Raw genomic sequence first — 25609 nt, forward strand, 5'->3', positions numbered from 1 at the left:
ACCCACCCCTAACCCCTCCCCTCCCAACCCACCCCTAACCCCTCCCAGGAGGGGAAGGGAAGACAGGATAAATGGGAATTAATTAGGAGGTAGGAGGAAGAATAATCAAGGGATTATTCTGCGCAACAAAGCCACCTAAAATGCTAATTTTTTGAACCATTATGACCATTAAGCTTGGACTTTTTTTAACTAAAAATGCGCTCTAGCTTTATATTTCAGTGCTTTTAGATTTAATCAGCAAACCCTAATTAACAATTACCTCTCCTTGAAAAGAAGAATATTGACGCGGTAGGGAAAATTTTTTCTTTTTTCTTCTTTAAACCTGAAACCCTTTAACAGTTTACTATTCCCTATTCCCTCTTCCCTATTACCGATTCAAGTAGCCCTATAACTCTATTTTTATACTAACTTTAGAGATATAATTTCGTAAGCATTCAGCCATCAGCCATCAGCTAGCCTCCTATGGTCGTAACTGCGGACTTCAGCTATTGCTTTTAGTTTAGGATCAAAGCAATATTTAATTGTCTTACTACAAAAGTTGCCTCCCTTACCCTTAAAGTCAGTTGTTAATTTCAATACTGTCCTATATGAGAGAGTCTTGTTGCTGATAGCTGACAGCGAGCTAGCTGTTTGCGCAGCATTCCGCAGGAAATGCTTACATAATTTCTAATATCCTGCTTTCAAAATTGCCAAATATATAGGTATATTAAAATTAGGAGACTATTGACAATGAAACCTAATCCAATTCCACCAAAACCAGGTCAAGAATCAGTGTGGGATTATCCACGTCCACCCCGTTTAGAAGATACAGATAAATCTATTCGAGTAATCTTTAATAATGTAGTTTTGGCAGAAACAAATAAAGCAAAAAGAGTATTAGAAACTAGCCATCCTCCTTGTTATTACATACCGCCTGAAGATGTTAAGGTAGAGTATTTAATTCCTAATCCCAAGAAAACTTTTTGTGAGTGGAAAGGTTACGCTTCCTATTACGATATCTCAGTAGGAGATAAATATGTAAATCATCCAGTATGGCAATATTTGGAGCCAAACCCTAGTTTTCTTCCCATAAAAGGATATTATAGTTTCTATGCTAATTTAATGGATGCTTGTTATGTCAATGATGAGTTAGTAAAGCCTCAAGCTGGTAATCTTTACGGAGGATGGATTACTTCTGATATTGTCGGACCATTTAAAGGTGAGCCTGGTACAAGAGGTTGGTAAATAATGAATATAGAATATATAAGATAAGCAAACAGCTATTAGCTGTCAGCTTTCAGGAATAAGACTATGCACTTAACGAAAGTGTTTAAATGAATATATCAAGGTATCCGAATTTTGTAGCAAGATTTAATTTCTGTTCAATTAATAAAGCTTTTATCCCATTATATTTCCCAGAAAATTCAGGAATTACTGCTCCATAAACTCCAGTATCTGTCTTTGAATCATTGTTTTTAATGTTAGATAAAGGATACAATTACTTATGTTTAGCTCACGAAAAAAGTGCTAATACTGGAAATTTATTCTGAGAATAAATAGGCAGAGAAGTTAACCATCAATGGGGGAAAGGTCTAGAAGCATAACAACTTTTATACCAATTTATTCCGGATAATATCTTATCTCTTATCTAACTTTAAATACTTTAGTATCCTCCAACCTATTTATGAGCTTCGTATTTTTCAAAACTTGAGTAAATATCCTGAAATTATTCCAAAAATTCATTCCTGTAATATTAAAAAACCTTGGTGTAAAAAATTCCCGAAATGTGCCTATGTTTGGCTAGGGTTAATGACTTTTTGTCAGCGGGATATTATCGATGAAGTTTTTCAGGTAAATTTATTTGATGATGAAGATTTACTGTCGATTTTTAAAGCAATGATAGGTTGATCAACCCATACTCCCTTTGAATGTATTGGTGAAATTGATGAAAGTCGTTTGATGATGAAAAAATGTCTGGAAAAAGGTTGAACTGGCAAAGTATTAAATATGTTTGCTGAACAAGTTTTATCAGATACTAAAATTGACTGATAACAAATAGATAAAAAATATAATTCTGTGTATGAAAAAGCTATCCTCAGCCGTCCTTTATCAATGTCGAATTTGACAACCCCTCTTTTTGATTTTCGTAGGCATTCAGCCGTCAGCTATCAGCCAGCCTCCTATGGTCGGAACTGCGAACTTCAGCTATTGCTTTTAGTTTGAGATAAAAGCTTTACTTTACTAATTGAGTCAGAATTTATAGTTCCTATAAAAGCTAACTAAACAGTCTATATTCATTAAAACCCCCTTCTTTTGCTGAGAGCTGACAGCTAATAACTGTTTGCGCAGCATTCCGCAGGAAATGCTTACTGATTTTCTAGCATTCATCTAGCAATAAACCTGTTTTTTCTCGCAAAGTTTAGTCTATTTTAAAAGTATCAGTAGAATCTACAAGATAACACAGACATCTATTTGTCTAGCTTCTCCCCGCACTTCACGAGGTGCTTTTACTTCACCAATAGTTGATAGTAATTCTTCTAAATATTGTTTAGCAAATTGGTCATAAGGAAATCTGGTCATCAAACTTTCTTGCTTTTCTAAAATTTCTCTGAAATTTCCTCAAAAACCCAGTTTCTGTCCCCCTTATTCAACATTCTGAACTTGTCCCCAAAGTCGCCATCCCAGTAATATCCCTACAACTATTGGAGGTGTGAGTACAGCAATAATGGCATTGCTTGCTGTAGAGGAAATAGAAAGATAAGGGCCAGCATATTTAATTAGCAAAGACAGTCCAGCAGAGAGAATTAGGACTTTGAGAATGAAAGTTATTTGATTATTCATATTACGATGTTACGATCAATTCTTATATCAATCAAAATTTAATCTATTCATAATTATACAGAATAGGTATATTTATAACTCAGCACTACCAATCAAACAATTATGAACCCTCAAGAATCAGAACTACAAGCAAAAATTCGTCAACAATTTGATGTAGTAACTTATCCTAGAATACCTGTAGAAAAATCTCCTAAAGATGACTATGAATTTCTTTATATTCATAATTTTGTCACACCATATTATCTGAGAAATCAAAAAGTAATAAATACTGAGGGGAAAGTAATTTTAGATGCAGGATGTGGCAGTGGTTATAAAGCATTAATATTAGCAGAAGCAAATCCAGGGTCAAAAATAGTCGGTATTGATATTTCTGAAAAGTCTGTAGAATTAGCTCGTCAACGTCTGCAATATCACGGTTTTGATAATGCCGAATTTCATGTTTTTCCCATAGAAGAATTGTCAAGCTTAGGTTTAGAGTTTGACTATATTAACTGTGATGAAGTGCTTTATTTATTGCCAGATATAGTTATGGGTTTGCAGGCAATGAAATCTGTTTTAAAACCTGATGGAATTATTAGAACAAATCTCCATAGTTCCCTACAGCGACATAACTATTTTAAAGTTCAAGAAATTTTTCAAATGATGGGATTAATGAATGAAAATCCTGGAGAAATGGAGATGGAAATTGCGCGAGAAACTATTGCAGCTTTGAAAGATTCAATCATACTGAAACAACAAATTTGGAAGCCAGAAAGAGCAAAATATGAAGAGTGGATGCTGAGTAATTATTTACTATTGGGAGATAAAGGTTTTACTATCCCGGAAGTTTTTGCTGCTCTGAAAAATGCTGATTTAGAATTTATTAGTATGGTTAATTGGCGACATTGGGAAATTATGGATTTATTCAAAAATGAGGATGATTTGCCAGCTTTTTTAGGAATGAGTTTACCAGACATTTCTGTAGAGGAGCGACTGCATTTATTTGAGCTATTACAACCTATACACCGTTTACTAGACTTTTGGTGTGGCCATCCCCAACAAGGTCAGTCTTTTGTGCCTATTTCAGAATGGACTAACTCTGACTGGCAAAAGGCCAAGGTACAGCTACATCCTCAACTGCGAAATTCTCAAGCGAGGGAAGATTTGATTAGCTGTATCAATAACCATAAACCTTTCGAGATTAGTATTTATGTTAAGTTACCAACTTTAAAACCTATTCATATAGGTAGCAGTATAGCTGTTTGTATACTGCCACTATGGGATGATGTTTGTACTATTGAATCTTTGGTGGAACGGTGGGTCAAGATTAGACCATTAGACCCTATTACTCTAGAATCTGTGACCCAAGAGAAAGCTTGGGACGAAATTAAGGAATTGTTGGATACCTTAGACCCATTTCTGTATATGCTTTTGGAGCCTTACTTGTAGTTAGTAGGTTGGGTAGAACGATAGTGAAATCCAACAAACCTTTCTTGGTTTTGTGTTAATGATGTAGGGTTTATCCTACAGATAAGCTCCGCTAACGTCCTTTTACCCAACCTACTACTGAAAAAAAATTTCTGTGGGAGATGATATGAAATTTTGGGAAGGTGGGTAAGTTAGATTCAGTAGATAAATTTTATTTGTCCAAATTCTTATAGGAGAAAACATGAAAACTGAATTTAAGGCCAAGTTCTTACAGCACGTTGCTAAGAAGAAAAAAGAAGAGGGTTTCACCCTGATTGAATTGTTGGTGGTTATCATTATTATCGGTATTTTGTCCGCTATTGCGTTGCCTTCTTTCTTGAACCAAGCTAATAAAGCAAAGCAGTCTGAAGCCAAGCAGTATATTAGCTCTATTAACAAAGGTCAGCAGGCTTACTATGTTGAGCGAGGTCGTTTTGTTCCGGCCTTAGCTGATATTAGCGATCTAGGTCTTGGTATCAAAGTTGCTACTTCCAATTATACTTATAATATTGGTACAGATGATTCAACTGAGCGTGCTGCTGCGTGGACTGATCAAGGTAGTGCTTCTCTCAGGGGGTATGTTGGAGTAGCTTTCATACAACCAATTGCTGGTGGCGCAAATACTTCTGAAACAATTATTTGTGAGGGAACGGAAGCTCATACTTTTGCTGCATTTACAGCTACAGCGTGTTCTCAGGCTACTGGCTATACAACTGCGCTCTAAATTTTTATACACTTTAGTTTGAAATTAGTTGAGCGTAAATTTTAACTAGAGTATCTTTTTTTTCAATCTAAGTTTTGATATCTAGACATAGTAGGTAGCGTGTATGCGCTACCTAATTTTATAGTTTATGTAAAAAATATTGTTCTATGGTTTCTAGTGATTCATCTATTTCTACATATAGTTGGCAGCAAGAGGCCAACCAATCTTTGAGGAATGGCAACTATGCCAAAGCTGCAAGTCTATATGAACAGGCAATAACTTCAGAGCCTGGCAAAAGGCACTACTACTGGCAATTAGGATTAATTTTGCTACTGCAAGGCCAAGAAGCTGAAGCACAGACAACTTGGCTGTTAGCGATCGCAGATGGTGAACCAGAAGAAGTAGACATTTGGACACAAGAACTAATTGAGGTCTTAGCAACAGAAGCTAATAGACAAACTTCATTAGAGGAATATAAAGTTGCTTGGGTTATCCGACAACATATTCGGGAAATTAATCCCACCGAGATAAATAATCTTTTGTGTTTAATTGACCTCTATTTTATCCTTGAGACCTACACAGGAGAAGAATTAATTGAATTTGGGATAGTTGACCAACTGAAAGCAGATCCACTAATAGAGCTAGATTTAGATTTATTGTTGCATATATTTAAAAAATATTAATATCTGCTCCCCTATATCCATCATCTATAGCTTTTGCAGAAGCTTGTGCAAATTATGTTAAGAAACCCAAAGATTTTATTAATATTGTACTGCCTGTAATATATGATATTGCTTATTCCTATGAAGAACCGAGAACAGCCATAAAATATTTGGAAATAGCTGTATATTTAGCACCAGAACATTTAGAAGTTTTGCGAAATCTAGGTCAATTTTATGTTGATACAACTAATTTTCCCCCCGGAATAGAGTATGCAAAAAAATGTTATTCCATAGCAGAAAAACTGTCAGATAAAATTTTTGATAATCACATGATTATACGGGGAATGATGTATGCGGGAGGATGTAATGAAGAAGTAAAAGAATTAATTGATCGACAAGAATCACTATTAGAATCTTTTATAAAAGAATCACCTATTAATTTGGGTACATCAATTAGTTTAATGCGCTTATACAACTCTTCCTTCTTTTTCCCTTATGTTCAAGACTCTCCCGTTACTAATGTCAGGCTGCGCCATCAAGTAGCTAAGGTTTGTCAAGCAAATATGGAAGATAGTCATAAGGAAGAAGTTAAAAAATATCGCCAAAGACTATCAACCCTTCAAGGGACTAAAAGTTTAGGGAAGCCTTTGAAAATTGGATATGTATCTCATTGCTTGAAAAGACATTCTGTAGGTTGGATAGCACGATGGCTATTTGAGTATCACGACCGCGATAAATTTGAAATTTATGCTTATTTGGTAGCAGCTAAAAATCGTAATGACCCCTTACAACAATGGTATGTCAACAAGGTAAATAAAGCTTATAAATATGGTATTATTGGAGCAGAAATTACAGAACAAATTTATGAGGACGAGATAGATATTTTAATTGATTTAGATAGCAGTACATTAACAAATACTTGTGGAATTATGGCATTGAAACCAGCGCCTATTCAAGTAACATGGCTTGGTTGGGATGCTTCGGGAATACCAACTGTTGATTATTATATAGCCGATCCCTATGTTTTACCAGACGACGCTCAAGATTATTATTCTGAGAAAATCTGGCGACTACCTCAAACTTATGTAGCAGTCAATGGTTTTGAAGTTGGCGTACCTAGTATACGTCGCGAAGATTTAAACATACCTAGTGATGCAGTAATATATTTCAGTATTCAAAAAGGACCTAAATACAATCCTCAGATGTTGAGACTGCAAATGAAGATTTTGCAAGATGTACCCAACAGTTATTTTTTAATTAAGGGGTTTGGCAATGAAGATTTTCTCAATGAGTCTATTATAGATGTGGCAGAAAAAGAAGGTATAGACAGAAAACGCTTAAAATTTACAGATAGAGTTCCATTTGAAGAAATTCACCGAGCTAACTTAGGTATTGCAGATGTTGTTCTTGACACATATCCCTACAACGGAGCTACAACTACTTTAGAAACCCTCTGGATGTGCATCCCAATGGTAACGCGGGTGGGCGAACAATTTGCAGCACGTAACAGCTACACTATGATGATTAATGCTGGCATCACTGAAGGTATTGCTTGGAGTGATGAAGAATATGTAGAATGGGGAATTAGATTAGGAAAAGATGAAAATTTACGACAGCAAATATCTTGGAAATTAAGAAAATCAAGGCAAACTGCACCATTATGGAATGCAAGACAGTTTACCTTAGAAATGGAAAAGGCTTACCAGCAAATGTGGGAAAAATATATTGAGGGAGGGAGTTGATACTTTACCATTTGATTTTCATTGTCAAGGGGGATGATTTTAATCTTGCTTTTACCTTATTCGTGGTTGACTTGCAGCTACAATTTGTTTGACAGTTAACTTTAGCTCTGGAAAAGTAGGAGAAATAATCCGATCGCTTCCCCGAAATGCTTGACTCTGATAGTCACCATCAACAATTTGATAAACAAAAACAGTGGGAACTTTAGAACGACCCAAATAAGACCTAGATGCGATCGCTAAATAATCTACTATCCAATACTCGACAATACCAAGACGCCCATACTCATCCAATTTGTCTACATAATCATCCTCCCAGTTAGTGGAAGTAACCTCCACTGCTAACCTCAAAGGTTCTCGAAATCCCTGGTATGTATAAAGATATCTGTCCCAAATCTCTCCATCTACCACAGACACATCAGGATTTCGTCCTTGTTCTTGCCCATCTTTTGTTTCAACTCTCACCAGTGCAGTGCGTGTTACTACTAAATCTAGATTTAGCCGTTCGATTTCACGGTCAATAGCTCTCTGAATTAAGTTAGCAACGTTTTCATGGGCACCTATAGGTCGCATTTCTATGATTTCTCCATCCACGAGTTCATAAATACCTCTAGCTTCTGGGTATTGCTCAATAAATTGCTCAAAAGTTAATCTAGTTTTGGTGATATTCATAGCGATCGCTCTTCTACACAACTGGGAACGGTAGGTGTGAATTTCATTGACTTTAGTTTATTGCTGCTCTATTGTGTTACCCTGCGGGCATTTTATATTATCTGGTAAATTGGTCGTGAATAAATCTAGTCATCAATTTAATTTAAAGTTGGAACTGAAAAATTCTCTAGTTCAATTAGTGGGATTTTATTTACTTTAGCTTTTGCTTCTTCATTCTCATTTTCCAACTGAATTCTACCTTGCAATTGAGGGATTAAAGCAGACCATTGTATTTGACTCAACTCCCCAACCAAAAAAATTTCTGGTCCCTCATCTACTTCTAAATCCTCTTCCATTAACAGGTTCATTACCACACTGGATAAAATTAAATCAGCATCTTCAGCAGCAATATTGCTGTTATCTATTAATAAAGTCATCTTAGCTTTCTCTGGATGAGTCACGAGGCTTTTAATTACTTCTTGTAATTCTAATCCTACCCTTTCTTCTGATTGCAACCAATCTGGAAAAATAATTAAATTAATTTCTGTTAGCGAAAAGGGTAATCTCTGGGTAGCAAAGCATTCTGTAATTTCTCCTTTCGTTTTCTGCTTGCCGCTGACTATTGCCAGAAAACGCAAGGCCGTGGGAACTGGTGAATAATTTTTAATTGCCCACTGTCTCCCCGCAATAGATATCCTTTCTAAAATTTCTGGTTCCTCGATAAGGTGCTCGACTGTTGCCTGCATATTATCTAAGTTAATACCGATATAGTGTTTCCAATTTTCCGGCATCACTGGTAAATTAACACCATACTTATCAAAATCAATATGAAACGTTACACATCCTGCAGCTAAAGACTCCCAAAATCTCCAACTATCCCACCATTCTGCATAAAATTTTTGACAATTATTATCTGGAGTTAAGCAACCGCCAAAAGCTGCACAGGCAACAGACTTAATTAGTCTTTGATAATACTCAGGATGGTGGCGTTTACCAGTTTGCTGCCATAGTTGGTAGTTATCATTATCTTTAGGTGCTGTGAAACCTTCGGTAGTGTAGTCTAGTGCAATAATATCTTTAATTAAAGGGTGAAAACGCTCGTCAGCAATTTTTCTTAAGGGAAAATCTACTTTGTATTCAACACATTTCTCATCTCCTATCTCATCAATTTTTTGTAGTCCTGGAATTTTGAGGGAAGTGTTTACACCAGATAATAAGAATAATTTCTCATGTTTAATTCTATAATTAATTAGTAGTTTATTGCTTCGCTCTTCAAATCTGCTAACTTTTTGAGTAAATTTTAAAATCCGATTAGATATTCCAAAAAACCAGGGGTAGAAATTATTGGGATGTTGATATATATTATTACAACCTGTTCTTAAAACAACATCAAAGTTTTTAACTACACCATAATTTAATTGATAAAGTAGGAGACTAGGACCATCTGTATTGTCTAAATAAACGGTGAGATATTTTCTGTGAGGATCGAATAAGCCATCTGGTAAACTATAATTGTATTTCAACCTTTCACTACTTAAAACTACAACAGAACAATCCCAGTGATTGACAGTAGAATCATAGTTAAAAAGATATGATTCAGAATCCGATACAGTTTTCCAATAATTTATATTAGCATAAAATGGGATTCCTAATGCTTTCAGTCCATCAGCTATATTAACCATTAAATGCTCGTATGCTTGTTCGTGAGATATATAGAAATAAACTGAACCAGAAAAGCTGCACTCACCGTTCAATTTTTTAGTTGCTATAGTGGTTATCATAGTCAATTTTTATCTTTGAATTGTGTTTCTGATAAACTGTTGAAATCATAATTAGATAGGGGAGCTAATTTGAATTTAGCCATTACCTCTACATTCTCATTCTCCAACTTAATCCTACCTTGCAATTGAGGGATTAAAGCTAACCATTGTATTTGACTCAACTTTCCAACCAAAATAATTTCTGGTCCATCATCTACTTCTAAATCCTCTTCCATTAATAGGTTCATTACCACACTGGATAAAATTAAATCAGCATCTTCAGCAGCAATATTACTATTATCTACCAGGAGAGTCATTTTACTTTTATCTGGATGACTCACCAGACTTTTGATTACCTCTTGTAATTCTAACCCCACAGTCTCTTCTGAGTGAGACCAATCAGGAAAAATGACTAAATTAATTTCTCTTAATCTTAAATTTTCTTTCAACTCAGCTTGATATCTATTTTGTAGGAAATCTTCATCACCATCTCTAATTTTCAAAATTTCGTCAAACTTACTTTCCAAAATATCCACCGACCTTTCAATATCGAAGATCTCAAAAGCACGTTTTACTCCTGTCATAGCAATATTTTTCCATCCCTCCCGGTCTTCTACCAACTTTATTAAAGCTGCTGCTAAACTTTCAGCATTTCCTGGAGGGAAAGTTAAACCACTGACATTGTTTTTAACTACTTCACTTGCACCCCCTGTACCACTGGTAATTAGCAACATTCCAGCAGCCATTCCTTCTATCTGAGAAATGCCAAAAGGCTCCTGCCACACAGAAGGAAAAACAAAGACGTTATGAGTTCCATAAAGATTGAGTAACTGAGGGCGCGATAAGTACCCTAAGAAATCTACCTTATCTTCTATTCCCTGCGATCTAGTAAAACTCTTTAACTGATTTAGGAAATTCTCATCAGGAGTGTCTCCAGCTATGGAACAGTGAAAATCTATGCCTGCTTTGTGCAGAATACTCATAGCTTCCACTAAAGTTTGAGGCCCTTTGTAAGGTAATACCAAGCTAGCAAAAGCAATACGAAGTTTTTCAAACTTAGGACTTACAGGCATTCTGAATTTGTTAACAAAAGCTCCTGGATAAATAACACTAATATCTTGAAGAGGATATCCATTACTTAGTATATTCTGTTTGACATATTCACTGCAAGCAGATAAGTGATAAATTGGACTTTGTGGTGTATTAGGGATAGGATAGTTTGGTAAGTTGAAAGCTACATGATGTATTATAGGAATTTTGCTATCCAAAAATGGTTGGAAAACTTTGTAACTCAAGAAGTCTATATTACCAACTAGGCAAACGTCTGGAGTATATCTACTAATTGTATTTCTAATAATTTGATTGTTATGAACTAAGACTTCCTCAATTTCAGATTCATTTTCTAATGACTTAGGAGGTAGTTTTTCGTAATTTCCAGTCAGGAGTAAACTTCTGTCTACATATTCTTCATTAGTCTTTATTTCCCCTAAGTAGGGAGCATCTGAGGTTAAAACTTGCACGGTATGACCACGACCGCGCAGAATATTGGCAAAATCTGATATATAACGACCATATCCTCCTAACTCCTGGGGTGGATAGATATTATTGATGACTAGAATACGTTTTAATTTCGTCTTAGCAGTGGATTTCCTGGCTATGTCAATAGGTGTCTCTGATAATATTTTACCTGTTTTGAGATTTTGGCAGTAACGATACACTTCCAGTGCTTTCTCATCTAAACCTAACTGGCGATAACAATTTTCCAACAGTAACCACGAGGATAAATCTTGGGAATTAATGCTAACTAAATGTTCTAAAATATCTTTGCTTTTTTCATATTGATTCAAATGCTGAAGAACTCGACCTAAATATTCTAGTGCTAAAGGATTCTGCCGTTCTAAACTGACAGCTTGCTGCAAGAGTTGCTCTGCTTGTTCTAAATAGTTCAGCTTAAAGCATAGGATACCGAGATCCAGCAATGCAGTGACATCATTAGGATTATCTTGTAATGCCCATTCAAAAGCTTTTACTGCCTCCAAAAGCTTCTGTTGTGACAATAGTAAATTTCCCCAGTCTGCCTTTCTTTGCCAGTAATAGACAAGCGGGCGATCGCTATTTTTGACAAATCCTGGTCTTTCTAAAAGTTCATCTAATGCTTTTTGCTTTTCCTCTGCTAAATTATTGGTTGCATCAGTAATTATCAGCCACCTAAAATTTACTAACTTTAGCAAATTATAAGCCCCAACTCTTTCTAGTTCATCCCATGTCAAAGCAAGGAAATCATATTGCTCAGTAAGTTTTGCAGTTGGATAGGAGCGAAAGGTAATTTGATCTAAGATTTCGCATTGCATAAACAAATGATTTGTATCCGCAGTTTCCTGGTTATCCAAAATCAGATGTATGTCTAATCTAGGTAAGTCTACAACATCGCAGATAATTCGGGAGTCAACTTGAGGCCAAAACAGCCCTTTTAAGCTAGTTTGATGTAGATGTATTTCTTGAATGTACTCGTAAATTGAAATGCGGTCATTCAGTTCTCTTGAACTATTACTTTTCATCAATACACTGCGTTTTTCATTCTCTATCTGAAATATAGATTCTATTTCTTTCCCACCGATATAATCTAAAACTCGCTTAATGTTAAGTTCTGGTCGGTGCTTACTCCAAAACGCCTCATAGCCTTTATCTGAAATTTCTCTGCCAGTTTCAGGATGATCTAAAAAGAATTCAATTTTATGCTTAAGTTCTAATTCATTTCTAAATGTTAGTAAATGCTCACCATCTTTAAATAATAAGTCTAACCCAGACTGTTTACTTAGCTTGTCTGTCAGCAATAAGCCACCACTTGCTAACACCTCAAACACTCTTAAGTTTAAATCCCCGTTTAAACTGATGTTTAAGTTAATTAAAGAACTTGCATAAACTTCGGCTGCTTGTTCTTGAGTACCTCTAAACTGCTGAAGTGGTAAACCAAAATTCCTGATTTGACTCAGAATATATTGACGATAGGGGTGAAATGCTCCCACTTGACCTACAAAACTTAGGGCATATTTTACTTGGTTTGCTTGTTTAGGAAAAGGATTAATATTAAAGCCTGGAACCCAGAAAACTTTCTCAAAACCAGCCTCCTTAAAATAATGTAGATGATGACGCTTATGGTCAGACATTATGAAGTCGAATTTTTCTTCTTTGGCATATTCGATTAAAGTATTTAGTGGAGAATTCAAATGCTGCGTATTTCCGCAAATCAGAAGTTTTGGACATTTGAGACTTTGCAAATTAACCGGAAAGTTACGTTTAGTTGAATCAGCCTTCACAATCAGCAGTTCTGGTTGTTGAGATTGAGGTAGTTGCTGTATTATTTCTCCTATATCATACTTTCCTACAGGTGTATTAATTGTACGATAGTTCTGTCCTTCAAATGTTGTTTCACAATCAGGTCCACAAAATACTTCTTGAGATGAAATAATAGTTTCTCTGTAGATATTCCTTGGAGCTAAGAAACTGATTAAAACTTTTGTAGAAACATTATTGAGTTTTTCTTTTTCAAGACTTCTTACTTCTGAAACATTATTAGGTGGTTCAATATTTTTCAAGACTTCTATGCTTATTTCCTGTTGTTTATTTTGACGTTCGTCACTAATATTTGCATAAGTCATCCACCTATAAGTAAACATCTCTCTCTTGATAATTTCAAATTCCTGTTTTTCACTAATTTCTAAAGATTGATTCTCGATCAAGACATTTTCATTAGTTACAGGAAAATCATATTTGTATAAAGGTGGAAAAACTTCATATTTTTCCAAGATATTTTGCAAATTTTTCGCTTCAGACTTTCTGGAATTAAAGCATTCTTGCAAAGTCAAATGAGAGCCATTTTTTCGAGGGTAATTGTCATCAAAGATTAGATGTTTAAATCCTTTACTTCTAGCTTGTAATACTCTTTGATAAGCATTTTGATGATCGTCAAAAAATACTAAAGCATTATCTATATCGTAGCTACTGAAATCTATTTCAGAAAAATCAATAGTATAATAACTAGCTTTGTTAGAAGTATATTTTCTGACTTCGGGAGCAGGATCTATACAAATAATCTTAGCTTCTGGTAAAGTTTTCTCAATCAACCATGTCGTCAAGCCTAACCATACACCGCTTTCTACAACTAACTTTGGCTTCTCCCTTTGTAAGAAAAACCACAAACTAAATGCACCAACAGACCTAACCCCACCTTGATTATCTCTAATAGGTCTTCTGTCGTACAAAACTAAAAATTCTTGTAGTAGCTCTTCTAGCTTTTCTTTTGATGGTAGCCAGTTAGGCCAAGATTCTGTTACAGTCTCCCGTTTCATTATAATTGGATTTGCTTCAACTTTTGCATCTCGAAATATTGTTTCACTACTCCAAGGGTCAAATGGTATCAATTTTTTTGATGGCAAATGGGGTCGAAAAAACAATTTCCCCTTTTCATTCAGCATACAAGCTGCAAAAGAAAAGGAACTATTTGAAATCCCCACAATATCACATTGACTTAATATATAAAAATCAGGATAAAACTCTGCTTGTGAAAACTCTACACCTAATTGCTTGGAAGTTACTGGATTATATTCTGCAAAATCACCCAGTACTTTTTCTAATTCATCGCTAGCAATAAATAATACTGGTTCTTCTAATGTTTCCCATAAACCTCTGAGCCATTCTTTATACCATTCACTAGGAGATACAAAAAAATGTCTATAACCATAGTCACTACGGCGCAGATGAATACCAATAATAGTTTTTCCTCTTGAGCGTAGTTGATGCATTGCTTGTTGCATTCTGTTTTCTATTTCTGTCACAGGTTTAAAGAGCGCACGAAAATACTCTTTGTGTGGCGCATAAAATTTGGTATTGTACTGAAAATATCCCCAAAAATCTACATTTTTAAAAGGTTCACTGGCATGAGGAACCTTTGCTATGGCTAAATCGTTAGTTATTTCTTGAAGGACTGGTAACTGCTTAGATATAGGTGGATCATTATGACCGAAAAGAGTTTGCCCTATCCACACTGGTGTCTCAACCCGAAAATTGTGTTCCCGAGCATAAATTTTTAAGAAAGCATATTGAAATAATTGATTGGCAAAACGTCCATTTTTACCAAGTGTTGACATTGTAATAACTGGCTTTCTAACATAAAAAGCATCTCCCCAGGAAGGATGATAAGGTGTTGTAGTCGCTACTCTTTCAAATCCCTCTTTTTCAAGAAAATCATCAATTTTTTCAATTAATGCACATCCCTCGTACAACTCTTCATAATTTACTTCTGTATTAATTGCATCAATATGTTGTAGTAAATTAGTAGCTCCTTCTAAAGCTAAAAGTTCCGCTCCTTGTATATCTAAATTAATAATGTTAAAATCTGAAGGGTTTAATTCTAACTCTTGTAATAAAGTATCTATTCTTCTAGATTTTACTGTAATTTTGTTAGTTTCTTTGATATTGGGGTAATGTTCCTTAACTTTTTTCAATGGTAAAATAGAGCTGCTTTGATCTAAGGAAGTTAAGTTCATAGTTACAGTACCGTCAATATTGCTAACAGCACAGTTAACTACCTTTACATTTGGATATCCTACGACATTTGCTTGCAATCTTTCAAAAACAACTGGGTTTGCTTCTATGAATAATGTTTTTTCTACTCCCATTGATCGGTATTGAGCCACTTCCTTCCCTTCGTAAGCACCTACATGGATCGCGCCACGGAGTTTAACTGAATGCTTTTGGCAAAGGTCGTTAATATCCAGCATTTTCGGACTTTCTCCTAAAATATTAGACAGAAAGCGCTCGTTAACAGCTAAAAAATTACTATATTGATAATTTTCGTATTCTGGAGAAAATATAGGTTTATATTCTAAACCTTTCGATGTAATTTGAAATAAGCTGTAACGTTTTTTTTGTAGGTACTCAAATACTTCCTTTAAAGTTATTTTTGCATCTAAAAAAGTTCCTCCGTACTCAAATTGGATGTAATCAATATATCCTTTTTTTAACAAATTTTCGCACCCTTTTAATACCTCTAATTCACCACCTTCTACATCAATTTTTAAAAAATTAATTCTACTAATTTCCCAACGATGACAGTAAAGATCAAGACTCGTTACTAAAACAGAAAAAGATTGTGGCGGTTTAATATCGTATTGTTTTTCAACTTCAAAACGCCGGAAAAATGTACTCCAAGCTGGTTTTTCCTGATAGAAATAAAACTCATGTAATTTTTCAGCGCTACCGATTGCCAAGTTATTCGGAAATATGTTACCAGTATCTAACGCATAAGATATATTTTGTACAAGACTTTGATAAGTTTGAGGAACTGGTTCAAATAAATGTATTTTGATATCTGAATGAGAGCTTAATACAGATTGTGTCCATGAGCCTGTATTAGCACCTACATCAAAAACAGTTTGTTTTGATTGAATAAATCGATCTATTATTAATTTTTCTCCTGTTACTTTAAAGTTTTTCGCTCTTTTTTGTAATATGTGAATTGTCTATTTTTTTGCTTTCTCTAGCAAATTTTTACTAGCTACATTATTTATTGTTATTGTCTCATTTTTATATTTTGCACATATTTCTAAGATGTTATCTATTTTTAGGCTTTCAGAAGCAATTCCTCTAATTGCTATAATATTTCCGTATACGGAAACTTCAGGAAAAATTTGACAAGTATCTAAGTTAGAAGATTGTAAGTTTAAGATAATTTCTTGGGCTTCTTTTGCCGAATCTATAATAATAAGGGAATCATACCCGCAATCTTTCAAAATTTGAAGGCACTCATACGTTCCAGATGCAAACTTTTCTGACCAACCTTTTTGACCTCCAGCCTTGCGATCGCCTCCACCATATTCAAACATTACTACATTTGGTAAAAGTGATTTAGACAAGGATATAAACTGTCTAATAATTCTAGACTCTGCTCCTTCAACATCAATTTTTATACAAGTAACTTTCTTAGTATCAACACTTGATAATACTTGTGAAAGGGTTAGCGATTGCACTTCTACAGTTTTTGTCGAGGAACCCCACCAATCAGACTCTAAAGAAGAAAGGTTAAGATTTTCAGACCCCTTAAAAGTTCCTATATGCAAGATTTGATTACCACTAACTTCTGAAACACAAGCTTCAATTAGAGTGATGCCATAATGAGAGCATCGTTGTCTAAGAACATCTATTGGGAGTGGTTCCACTGCTACAGTTTTAAATCCTAGTTTGGCAAAGATTTCACAGTAAAAAGCAAATGTACCTACACCAATATCAATGCAAATACCTTCTCGTTGTTCGTCTATAGTCGGTAATATTTGAGACAATAAAGCCTGACAGCAATCTTCTACCTGCATTTTTGATTCCTTTTTAGTATTTTTAGTATTTTTTATACATGAGCATAAGGAGGTAAATTAGCGATCACCTCCATCTTTCCCTATAACTTCCAACCTCACCTGTTCCAATGCAACTTTATAATCCTCTCTCTCTGGATACAACCCCACCAACTTTTCCAAAGGCTCGATCGCCCCTTCTTTATCCCCTATCTCCAACCGCACTTTAACCAAACCTTCCAAAGCATTCACATTTTCAGGCTCCCGCTCCAATACTTTCTCATATCCTTTTGCCAGTTTCTGCAACCTCTCCTCTACCGACACAACTTCCACCGTCTCTACTTGTTGAGACTCTTGAAAAGCAGTTTTAAACATATTCGCCATCCCAAACAAGGCCGTACCACCAAAAGATACAATCCCAACTAGGGACATTATCTTTTTCAATCTCTTACTTCGTTGCTGCCGAGCTTCCATATTCCGTTTCTCTGTTAAGTTTTAGACGGCATTTTCCTCGACATTTATCGACAACTGTGGACAAAATGCATAGGTATAACCGTCTTTTTTATGTACAACTTTTAATTTACTCATATTAACACTTTTTGCTTTCTGTCCTGGCACTGTGAAATTAAAACTATTTGATTTTGACCGAGGATTAACTCTACCTACTTCTCCTGTTTCAATATTCAATGCTAAGTCCCCACTATTCCAACCTTTTATCGGTTTGAGTGGGTTGTACCTGATGGGGTATCCATATTTATTGACCGCTGCTTTCTGTCTACCTCCTTGGCCTTTGCAAATAGCAGCTAAAGCTTGGGTAGTCTTAAAATCTAAGTGATTCACTTCACCTACACAAGCAGCGTCTATGCAGTGCGCTTTTGGCAGCTTACATTTTCTGCGGTTAAATTTTGTTTGTCCCCCGCGCTTATGTGATTACGGTCAACCCAGTAGTCTTTAAGGTATTGAACAATTTCCATCTAGTAGAATTAACCGCTGCTGCATCTTTTAATGGTCTTCTTGCTTGGGTTAGTATTCGCTTTAATAATTCTGGTTTTCCTGATAAGAAGTCTTTGACATCTTGATTACTTTTTATATGATTGCATTTAGTACAGGCCACAGTTAAGTTAGATACTCGGTCTGAACCTCCTTTTGACTTTGGGTAGATATGTTCCACCTCTAGCGGTGTATTAGTTTGACCACAATAAGCACATCTCGGACCCCATTTTTTTAACAAATACTCTCTCAATTCATATCCTGCTAATTCACCCTGTTGATACTCATATCCCTTAATTTCTGGATTTTGGATCAATTGAGTATCAAAGCTCACAAACTCCATTGAGATTGATTCTACTGGACAAAACTTCATTAATATTTTGACCCAAGTCATAGTAGTTTCGACTCTGTGCATTAGAGAGGGTGCTAACCAACCTTCAGACTTTTTTTTGTTCGGGTTACCTGGTTTACGGTATCTGAGGTTTTTTGTCCTTCTTGCTCTCCGTCTGTGAGAACGCTTTTGCAGTTTTTCGGAAATTAATGAACCTCGGTGCTGAATTTCTAGCATCCAGATCACTTTGTTTCCTTCTAATAGAGCCATCCCTGTAAATTTTGAACCAGGGTCAATCTTTAGAGTTAAAGTTGTTTTTACAACTATTTCAACTGCTTTGCGTGAGAATCAAAGTAAACGGAAAGCGTCTAAATACAGAAGCTCTGCCCGAATTTAACAACCTACGAGCTACAGTTGGTTTGCAAGGTTGTAATGGTTTTTTGTTTGTATCTAGTCGCGAAAATGTAATTAGTATTAGACATTGTGGTGTCTATTCCTTTTCAGTAAAGTGTTCCTCGATCATGTTGGCCAGGCTTGTTCATGCTCTAAACACTATCGGTATCAAACCCACTTCCGATTGGCGCACTTTAACGCCGTCCTTAATTTAGAGCGATCAGCACATAAGCTGGAGTTCACTTATGGTGGTCGTGACCAGCCAACGTAGTCAGTTAAGACTTGATCTGCAACCTTTGAGAGACAACCCTAGAAATGTCTAGGATTGGCTAGGTTTTTCAAAGGTGTACCTTGCATTGGCTATTTTACTCTCAATATTCTACTTTCTCCAGTTTTCCCAGTTTTAGCTAAAAAGCGATCATATAGATCATATAAGTGATGCGGAGTATTATCACTCCCTACTATTTCGTCCCTTGTCCCAGAAAATTCCTCAAATAAGAGTTTCTTTTCTGGCCAAGCTCACTCATTATTATTTTTAATATTTACAATTATTCAGTAATCGCTCTTTCTATTTTGTCCAATAATTCGGTTTCTGTCGTTTTCCCCAAACATTTCTCAAATTTTCTGGCATCTCTTTGGACTGTTCCATATTTTGTGCTTTGCCTCGATCAGAAAAGAGGCGATCGCTATTCATCGCCCCTACAATTATTCAATACTGAACCTTCAGTTTAAACTCGCTCTCCTAAACCTTCACCGTAACCTTCTCTTCAGCATCAACACTTGCTTGTGGTGTACACGCTTCAGAAGGAGGAACAACTTGATAAAACTTCGGCAAATACTCAGACCAACTTGCCAAAATAATCTTCGCCTTCTCACTTCCAGTGCGATCGACGTGCAATGAAATCAAATCCTGCAACTGCGCCTCACCTTCTGGCGTACAAACACGCTGAATAGAAACGATTTCATTATTCACTCTGGCTGGAAAATCACCATCCTCATCCAAGAAATAAGCAATTCCCCCAGTCATACCAGCGCCGACATTCCGACCTGTCTTACCCAAACAAACAATCACACCACCAGTCATATATTCACAAGCATGGTCGCCAGCACCTTCAATAACTGCCTTACCCATAGAATTCCGGACAGCAAAACGTTCCCCTGCTTGACCATTTGCAAACAAAATTCCACCAGTAGCACCATACAAACAAGTATTACCAATAATTACATTTCTTGCCGGGTCGTAACCAGTTTTGGCAGGTGGCTTAATAATAATCTCTCCACCGTGCATTCCCTTACCAACATAATCATTCGCATCACCTCGTAATGTCAAAGTCATTCCTGGCAAGTTGAAAGCGCCAAAACTCTGACCAGCACTACCATTAAACATCAGATTAATCTGCCCTTCAAAACCAGTATTACCATAACGAGCAGCGATCGCTCCTGCCAACCTTGCTCCCACAGTACGGTCGGTGTTGACTAACTCTATTGTCTTAGTCACAGTTCCCTGGTTGCGAATTGCAGCCTGAATTTCTCGGTCATCCAGCAACACATCATCTAAAACAGAACCATTGCTGTGAACAGTTCCATGATTCAACCAACCCCTGTCACTGCTAGTATCTGGCAACTTGAGCAAACAATCTAAATTTAAAGCTGCTGTTTTTGTTAACTGTACATTTTCCCTTACTTTCAGCAAGTCAGCACGACCCATCACTTCACTCAGAGAACGGTAACCTAATTTTGCCAAAATACTCCGTACTTCCTCAGCAATAAACCAGAAGAAATTAACCACATTTTCTGGGATACCAGTAAATTTCTTACGCAACTTTTCCTGCTGAGTTGCCACACCCACCGGGCAACTGTTGGTATGACAAATTCTTGCCATGATACAACCTTCAGCAATCATAGCAATAGAGCCAAAACCATATTCTTCTGCTCCCATTAAGGCCGCCATGAGTACATCCCAACCAGTCTTCAGACCGCCATCAACCCTGAGAGTTACCCGATCACGTAACTTATTGTCCATCAACACCCGATGCACCTCACTCAAACCCAACTCCCAAGGACTACCTGCGTGTTTGATTGAACTTAAGGGGGAAGCACCTGTACCACCATCGTGACCAGAAATTTGAATCACGTCAGCATTTGCTTTAGCTACACCAGCAGCGATCGTACCAATACCAATTTCTGCTACCAACTTCACCGACACACCAGCTTTAGGATTAATTTGGTGGAGGTCAAAAATTAATTGTGCCAAGTCCTCAATAGAATAAATATCATGGTGAGGAGGGGGTGAAATCAACGTAACTCCTGCTTTAGAACGACGGAGTGTGGCAATGTAGTTACTTACCTTTTTACCAGGCAACTGACCGCCTTCACCTGGTTTTGCACCCTGAGCAACTTTAATTTCTATCTGTTTGGCATTCATCAGATATTCTGGAGTCACACCAAACCGACCAGAAGCAACCTGTTTAATTGCAGAAGAAGCGGTGTCACCATTTTGTAATCCCTTGAGATGAGGTAACAAGGTAGACAAACCTTGACCATTAACATCATCCAATACCTTAAACCTTGTGGGGTCTTCTCCACCTTCGCCAGAATTAGACTTACCTCCTATCCGGTTCATAGCGATCGCTAAAGTTTCATGTGCTTCCCGTGACAGCGACCCCAGAGACATTCCCCCAGTACAGAAACGTTTCATTATTTCTGCTACGGGTTCCACTTCTTCTACAGGGATGGGAGAGCGATCGCTATTAAAATCCAACAAATCTCGTAAAGCAGTTATAGGTCGCCCTTGCAAAGATTTCCGGTAAACTTCATAGTGGTCGTACCCCGATTTTTCTGGCTGTTTACCATTGCCATTACCATTACCATTACCATTATTAAAGTCAGCAACCGCTTTATGGAGTGTTTTCGCCATCTCCGGACTATTCATGTGATATTCCCCAGTGGGGCGATATTGCACAAACCCATAATTCTCCAACTTCTTAATATTCAATTCTGGGAACGCCCGACTGTGGAAAGCGATCGTCTCTTGTGCTAACTCTGCTACTGTTAAACCACCTACCCGAGAAGTAGTTCCTCGGAAAGCAAGTTCCAATAAATCTCCACCAATACCGATCGCTTCAAAAATTTGTGCCCCCTGATAAGAAGACAACAAAGAAATTCCCATTTTAGAGAGAATTTTCAACAGTCCTGCTTCTATTGCTTTGCGATAATTTTTTTGAGCTTCTTCGATAGTAATTTGTGCAATCTTACCCCGTTCCATTTGTTTTTGAACTGTTGAGTTCGACCACCAAGAACGTACAGATTCTAATGCTAAATAAGGATGAACTGCACTAGCTCCATAACCAATCAAACAAGCAAAATGATGGGTACTCCAACATTGAGCTGTTTCTACCACCAAAGACGCCTTCATTCGTAATTGTTCTTTTATCAAATGATGGTGAACTGCGCCCACAGCTACTAAAGGAGGAATATAAGCAGACTCCGCACTAATTCCTCCCTCTATTTTGTCAGATAAAATAATAATTTCCTGACCATTTTTAACTGCTGTTGCTGCTTGTTCGCACAAATTATTTACTGCTATTTGTAATCCTTCTGGTCCATTAGCTATAGGAAAGACAGTAGATAAAGTTTCTGTAGCAAATTCTGACTCGTAAACTTCCCTTAATTCTGCTTCATTTAATAGTGGTGATTCTATCTTTAATAATCGTGCATTTTCTGGGCTAATTTCTAATAAGTTACCCCGCTTACCTAGCAGCATATTTAGTGACATTACCATACCTTCCCGAAGAGGATCTATAGGAGGATTTGTCACTTGAGCAAACCTTTGCTTGAAATAGTCATACAGCAAATGAGGCTTTTGAGAAAGCACTGCCAGAGGAATGTCATCTCCCATACAAAATGTTGGTTCTTTCCCTAGATTTGCCATATCAGAAATTACCATTTCTAGGTCTTCTAAACTATATCCAAAAGCCGTTTGTGACCTCAGCAAAGTTTGCGAATCCAACTGAGTATTACTAACAAAAGATTGCCTTGTTATCTGCTTTCTTTGTTGTAACCATTCTCCCAAAGGAAACTGATTACTAATACGTTTTTTAATCTCCCAATTTTTCAGAATTTCATTAGTGGCTAAATCTACAGCAATCATTTGTCCCGGTCCGAGGCGACCTTTTTCGACTATTTCTGCCTCTGGTATTTCTACGACTCCTGCTTCAGATGCCACAATTATTAGATCGTTATTTGTAATGCAATAACGCGCTGGTCGCAAACCATTCCGGTCCAGAGCTGCTCCTACCTGTTTGCCATCACTAAATACCAATAATGCTGGACCATCCCAAGCTTCCTGCAAACCACTGTAATATTCATAAAAATCAACAATTTCTGGATGCTCTGACAAGTCCGGTTGATTTCTGTATGCTTCCGGCACCATAATCATCAATGTTTCCATTGGCGATCGCCCGGAACGTACAATTAATTCCATCACGTTGTCTAGATTTGCCGAATCACTACTGTCAGCATTTACAAAGGGTTTTAATTCATTTAACCGCGCTCCCCAAGTCGATGAACTTAGACTAGACTCCCGAGCTTTCATCCAGTTAATATTTCCCAATAGAGTGTTAATTTCTCCATTGTGACCAAGCAAACGCATCGGTTGAGCAAGAGGCCATCGAGGCATTGTATTTGTGCTGAAGCGTCGGTGGTAAACTGCAAAGGCGCTCTCGTAGGCAGGGTTTTGCAGGTCTGTGTAAAACTCTCCCAAAACAGCAGATCGCACCATTCCTTTATATACAATAGTGCGACTGGAGAAAGAACAAATATAAGCATCTACTCCCCAAATAAAATCCTCTGCTTCTAAAGCACAACCAATATTACGCCGCATTAAGTAGAGCGATCGTTCTAAATCATCTCCTTGCAATGTTTCTGAAGTTACAATTAGCTGTTCAATTTTTGGTTGATTTGCTCGTGCTTGTGCTCCTAATACTTCTGGTCTAACTGGTACAACTCGCCAACCAACTACTGTTAAGCCTTCTTTGGTAATTACTTTTTCAATTATTTGGCGTGCTTGTGCTGCCTTCTCTTCTGTTTGGGGTAAAAATATCATTGCAACCCCACAGCGTTCAGGATTTAACTCCAAATTTTCAGATAATAATTTCCATGGAATTTGACTCATTAAACCTGCTCCATCTCCTGAGTCTTGGTCAGCACTACAGCCACCACGATGTTCTAAGCAGGTAAGAGCAGGTAAAGCTTTCATAATAATTTCATGACTCTTTTTTCCTGATGGATGAGCAATGAAACCTACCCCACAAGCATCTCGTTCTTCTACTAGCCATCTTTGGCCGTTATAGGTAGGGGCGAACGGCCGTTCGCCCCTACAAGACATGGGCGCAGAGATTTGTTTCTGTTGGGAATCGTTACTGATGTTATTCATGTTTAATTTACTCACAAGATTGTAAACTTTAAGTAAGGGTTTCACCTTTGATAGTAAGTATTCATCTCATCCCATTGCTACTTGCTTGGGATCAATACACTACAAAACAAGCCACACAATTGAGTGAAAATTTAATATTGTTTGAAGGTTAATATAATACTCGGTGTAATATTTCGTGCTTTCCTCATTATTCTTTATAAAGATATAAGATTTGACAAAAATAGCAAGCTCTATTATCAACCACCAACTATCTTAATGATTTCTTGAAAATAATTATGATACAAAAATACTCTAAGTTATACTCAACTGATGTATGATGAAACACGCAGCTCACACTAATTTCTTGTTTGTCGATTGAGTTAGATTTAGGGTGCGATCTTTCCAAATTATGTTTCAACCTAATATGAGTATGAGCTTTAATTTTGCTTTTATGCTTGTCGCTTATAGCTCATCATTTAGTTAGAATTATTTTACTTATTATAGTCAAGTGTTAATGAGAACGAGTAGGCTTATATATTTTTTAACTTTTTCAATCTTTGTATATTTAGATTATAGATAAAAATAGTTTTATTGACTGATGGACATACTTCTAAAAATTCGGCCTTACTTCTAGCATTTTGGCCTTCTGCATACCCACAGCACAGTATAATTTTTCAGGAGCTAGTTAGTTACGATACCAGATCCAATAGCATAAATCAATGTTTGAAGCTCGAAGTTGCATAGATAGAAAGAATAAGCTCTCGATCTGGATTGAGTTTAGTAGCGTGACACACCTAAAATGTTGCATCGGGTAGGGGACGTTACAAATTATTAGATGAACCCGCTCCCACCCCATTAACGAATTCAGAAGTCAGAAGTCAGAAGTCAGAAGTTATTTTTGTAATGTTAAGCCCCGCTTCAAAAATATTTAGCCTTAAAAAGCGGGGTTGAGCGGTCCAATTCTATTGATAATCACCCCGCACAAAATTAGGTGTGTCATTTCAGTAGATGTAGATTTAGATAGACAAGTTCACAAATTTCATAATTCATCGCCACCTCATATAAAATTGGTATAACACCTACCACCTAAAACCTACGGCCTATGACCGCGCCACCTAATTCTGTGCAACCTCACATAAAATTGGTATAGATATATGAAGATTTGATGTAGATATTCAAAAAGCTTGAATAGGGGGTGACAGTAATAGGGGTAATTTTGCTATGGTTTATATGGTATCTAATTTGACTCGACCCCTAGACTATTTTTCTTCAGCCTGAACCTCTAGAAATACTAGGTAGGAGAATTATTTGTGTACCAGATTTTAGAGAAACAGTCTCTATCTCTAATAATTTCTGGA

Annotated in this window: 13 protein-coding genes and 2 pseudogenes; 5 read left to right on the plus strand and 10 right to left on the minus strand. The window is 36.7% G+C overall.

What is annotated here, in order from left to right; translation table 11 throughout:
• Window positions 1–729 precede the first annotated feature (729 nt).
• Together SAGCYANO_RS31525 and SAGCYANO_RS46055 are read left to right on the plus strand one after the other, a co-directional pair.
• Window positions 730–1224: a DUF427 domain-containing protein gene (locus SAGCYANO_RS31525; protein ID WP_202223685.1), complete on the plus strand. Its 495-nt coding sequence runs from the start codon at window positions 730–732 to the stop codon at window positions 1222–1224.
• Window positions 1225–1686: 462 nt separating this feature from the next.
• Window positions 1687–1887 (plus strand): hypothetical protein, encoded by a 201-nt coding sequence (locus SAGCYANO_RS46055; RefSeq protein ID WP_237396885.1) that lies wholly within the window; start codon window positions 1687–1689, stop codon window positions 1885–1887.
• A 540-nt stretch (window positions 1888–2427) separates the two neighbouring features.
• On the opposite strand, the gene SAGCYANO_RS48245 is transcribed toward SAGCYANO_RS46055, so the two are convergent.
• Both SAGCYANO_RS48245 and SAGCYANO_RS31530 read right to left on the minus strand, forming a co-directional pair.
• On the minus strand, window positions 2428–2559 hold the full coding sequence (locus SAGCYANO_RS48245) for a hypothetical protein (RefSeq protein ID WP_255502774.1): 132 nt from the start codon (window positions 2557–2559) through the stop codon (window positions 2428–2430).
• A gap of 63 nt (window positions 2560–2622) precedes the next feature.
• On the minus strand, window positions 2623–2820 hold the full coding sequence (locus SAGCYANO_RS31530) for a hypothetical protein (RefSeq protein WP_202223686.1): 198 nt from the start codon (window positions 2818–2820) through the stop codon (window positions 2623–2625).
• A gap of 102 nt (window positions 2821–2922) precedes the next feature.
• On the opposite strand from SAGCYANO_RS31530, the gene SAGCYANO_RS31535 reads away from it, so the two are divergent.
• The 3 genes and pseudogenes from SAGCYANO_RS31535 (at window position 2923) to SAGCYANO_RS31545 (ending at window position 7373) form a co-directional block, all read left to right on the plus strand.
• The gene (locus tag SAGCYANO_RS31535) at window positions 2923–4248 is read left to right on the plus strand and encodes a class I SAM-dependent methyltransferase (RefSeq protein ID WP_202223687.1); all 1326 of its coding nucleotides are present in this window, start codon (window positions 2923–2925) and stop codon (window positions 4246–4248) included.
• A 220-nt stretch (window positions 4249–4468) separates the two neighbouring features.
• Window positions 4469–4990 carry a type IV pilin-like G/H family protein gene (locus SAGCYANO_RS31540; protein WP_202223688.1) on the plus strand — a complete coding sequence of 174 codons (522 nt, stop codon included), beginning with the start codon at window positions 4469–4471 and terminating at the stop codon, window positions 4988–4990.
• Window positions 4991–5136: 146 nt separating this feature from the next.
• A pseudogene (locus tag SAGCYANO_RS31545) lies at window positions 5137–7373 on the plus strand (tetratricopeptide repeat protein).
• Window positions 7374–7424: 51 nt separating this feature from the next.
• On the opposite strand, the gene SAGCYANO_RS31550 reads toward SAGCYANO_RS31545, so the two are convergent.
• The 8 genes and pseudogenes from SAGCYANO_RS31550 to gltB all read right to left on the minus strand — a co-directional run bounded on the left by SAGCYANO_RS31550 (window position 7425) and on the right by gltB (window position 24224).
• Window positions 7425–8042 carry a Uma2 family endonuclease gene (locus SAGCYANO_RS31550; protein ID WP_202223689.1) on the minus strand — a complete coding sequence of 206 codons (618 nt, stop codon included), beginning with the start codon at window positions 8040–8042 and terminating at the stop codon, window positions 7425–7427.
• A gap of 137 nt (window positions 8043–8179) precedes the next feature.
• Window positions 8180–9802, minus strand: coding sequence for a glycosyltransferase (locus SAGCYANO_RS46060; protein WP_237396886.1), 1623 nt, complete (start codon window positions 9800–9802; stop codon window positions 8180–8182).
• Window positions 9803–9804: 2 nt separating this feature from the next.
• Window positions 9805–16299, minus strand: coding sequence for an FkbM family methyltransferase (locus SAGCYANO_RS31560; RefSeq protein WP_307786031.1), 6495 nt, complete (start codon window positions 16297–16299; stop codon window positions 9805–9807).
• A 3-nt stretch (window positions 16300–16302) separates the two neighbouring features.
• Window positions 16303–17148 (minus strand): FkbM family methyltransferase, encoded by an 846-nt coding sequence (locus SAGCYANO_RS31565; RefSeq protein ID WP_202223691.1) that lies wholly within the window; start codon window positions 17146–17148, stop codon window positions 16303–16305.
• 57 nt (window positions 17149–17205) lie between these two features.
• Window positions 17206–17556, minus strand: a complete 351-nt coding sequence (locus SAGCYANO_RS31570) for a M48 family metallopeptidase (protein ID WP_237396887.1) — start codon at window positions 17554–17556, stop codon at window positions 17206–17208.
• A 63-nt stretch (window positions 17557–17619) separates the two neighbouring features.
• Window positions 17620–18920, minus strand: a pseudogene (gene iscB, locus SAGCYANO_RS50820) (RNA-guided endonuclease IscB).
• Window positions 18921–19406: 486 nt separating this feature from the next.
• Window positions 19407–19532, minus strand: coding sequence for a hypothetical protein (locus SAGCYANO_RS48255; protein ID WP_255502771.1), 126 nt, complete (start codon window positions 19530–19532; stop codon window positions 19407–19409).
• Between the two features lie 48 nt (window positions 19533–19580).
• Window positions 19581–24224 carry a glutamate synthase large subunit gene (gltB, locus tag SAGCYANO_RS31580; protein ID WP_237396891.1) on the minus strand — a complete coding sequence of 1548 codons (4644 nt, stop codon included), beginning with the start codon at window positions 24222–24224 and terminating at the stop codon, window positions 19581–19583.
• Window positions 24225–25609: the final 1385 nt, after the last annotated feature.

The organism is Okeania sp. KiyG1 (assembly GCF_014132355.1).
Taxonomy (GTDB): Bacteria; Cyanobacteriota; Cyanobacteriia; order Cyanobacteriales; family Microcoleaceae; genus Okeania.

Coding starts and splice junctions, on each gene's coding strand:
- SAGCYANO_RS31525 (WP_202223685.1), top strand. CDS start 730: ATGAAACCTAATCCAATTCCACCAAAACCAGGTCAAGAATCAGTGTGG.
- SAGCYANO_RS48245 (WP_255502774.1), bottom strand. CDS start 2,559: ATGACCAGATTTCCTTATGACCAATTTGCTAAACAATATTTAGAAGAA.
- SAGCYANO_RS31530 (WP_202223686.1), bottom strand. CDS start 2,820: ATGAATAATCAAATAACTTTCATTCTCAAAGTCCTAATTCTCTCTGCT.
- SAGCYANO_RS31535 (WP_202223687.1), top strand. CDS start 2,923: ATGAACCCTCAAGAATCAGAACTACAAGCAAAAATTCGTCAACAATTT.
- SAGCYANO_RS31540 (WP_202223688.1), top strand. CDS start 4,469: ATGAAAACTGAATTTAAGGCCAAGTTCTTACAGCACGTTGCTAAGAAG.
- SAGCYANO_RS31550 (WP_202223689.1), bottom strand. CDS start 8,042: ATGAATATCACCAAAACTAGATTAACTTTTGAGCAATTTATTGAGCAA.
- SAGCYANO_RS46060 (WP_237396886.1), bottom strand. CDS start 9,802: ATGATAACCACTATAGCAACTAAAAAATTGAACGGTGAGTGCAGCTTT.
- SAGCYANO_RS31565 (WP_202223691.1), bottom strand. CDS start 17,148: ATGCAGGTAGAAGATTGCTGTCAGGCTTTATTGTCTCAAATATTACCG.
- SAGCYANO_RS31570 (WP_237396887.1), bottom strand. CDS start 17,556: ATGTCCCTAGTTGGGATTGTATCTTTTGGTGGTACGGCCTTGTTTGGG.
- SAGCYANO_RS48255 (WP_255502771.1), bottom strand. CDS start 19,532: ATGAATAGCGATCGCCTCTTTTCTGATCGAGGCAAAGCACAAAATATG.
- gltB (WP_237396891.1), bottom strand. CDS start 24,224: ATGTCTTGTAGGGGCGAACGGCCGTTCGCCCCTACCTATAACGGCCAA.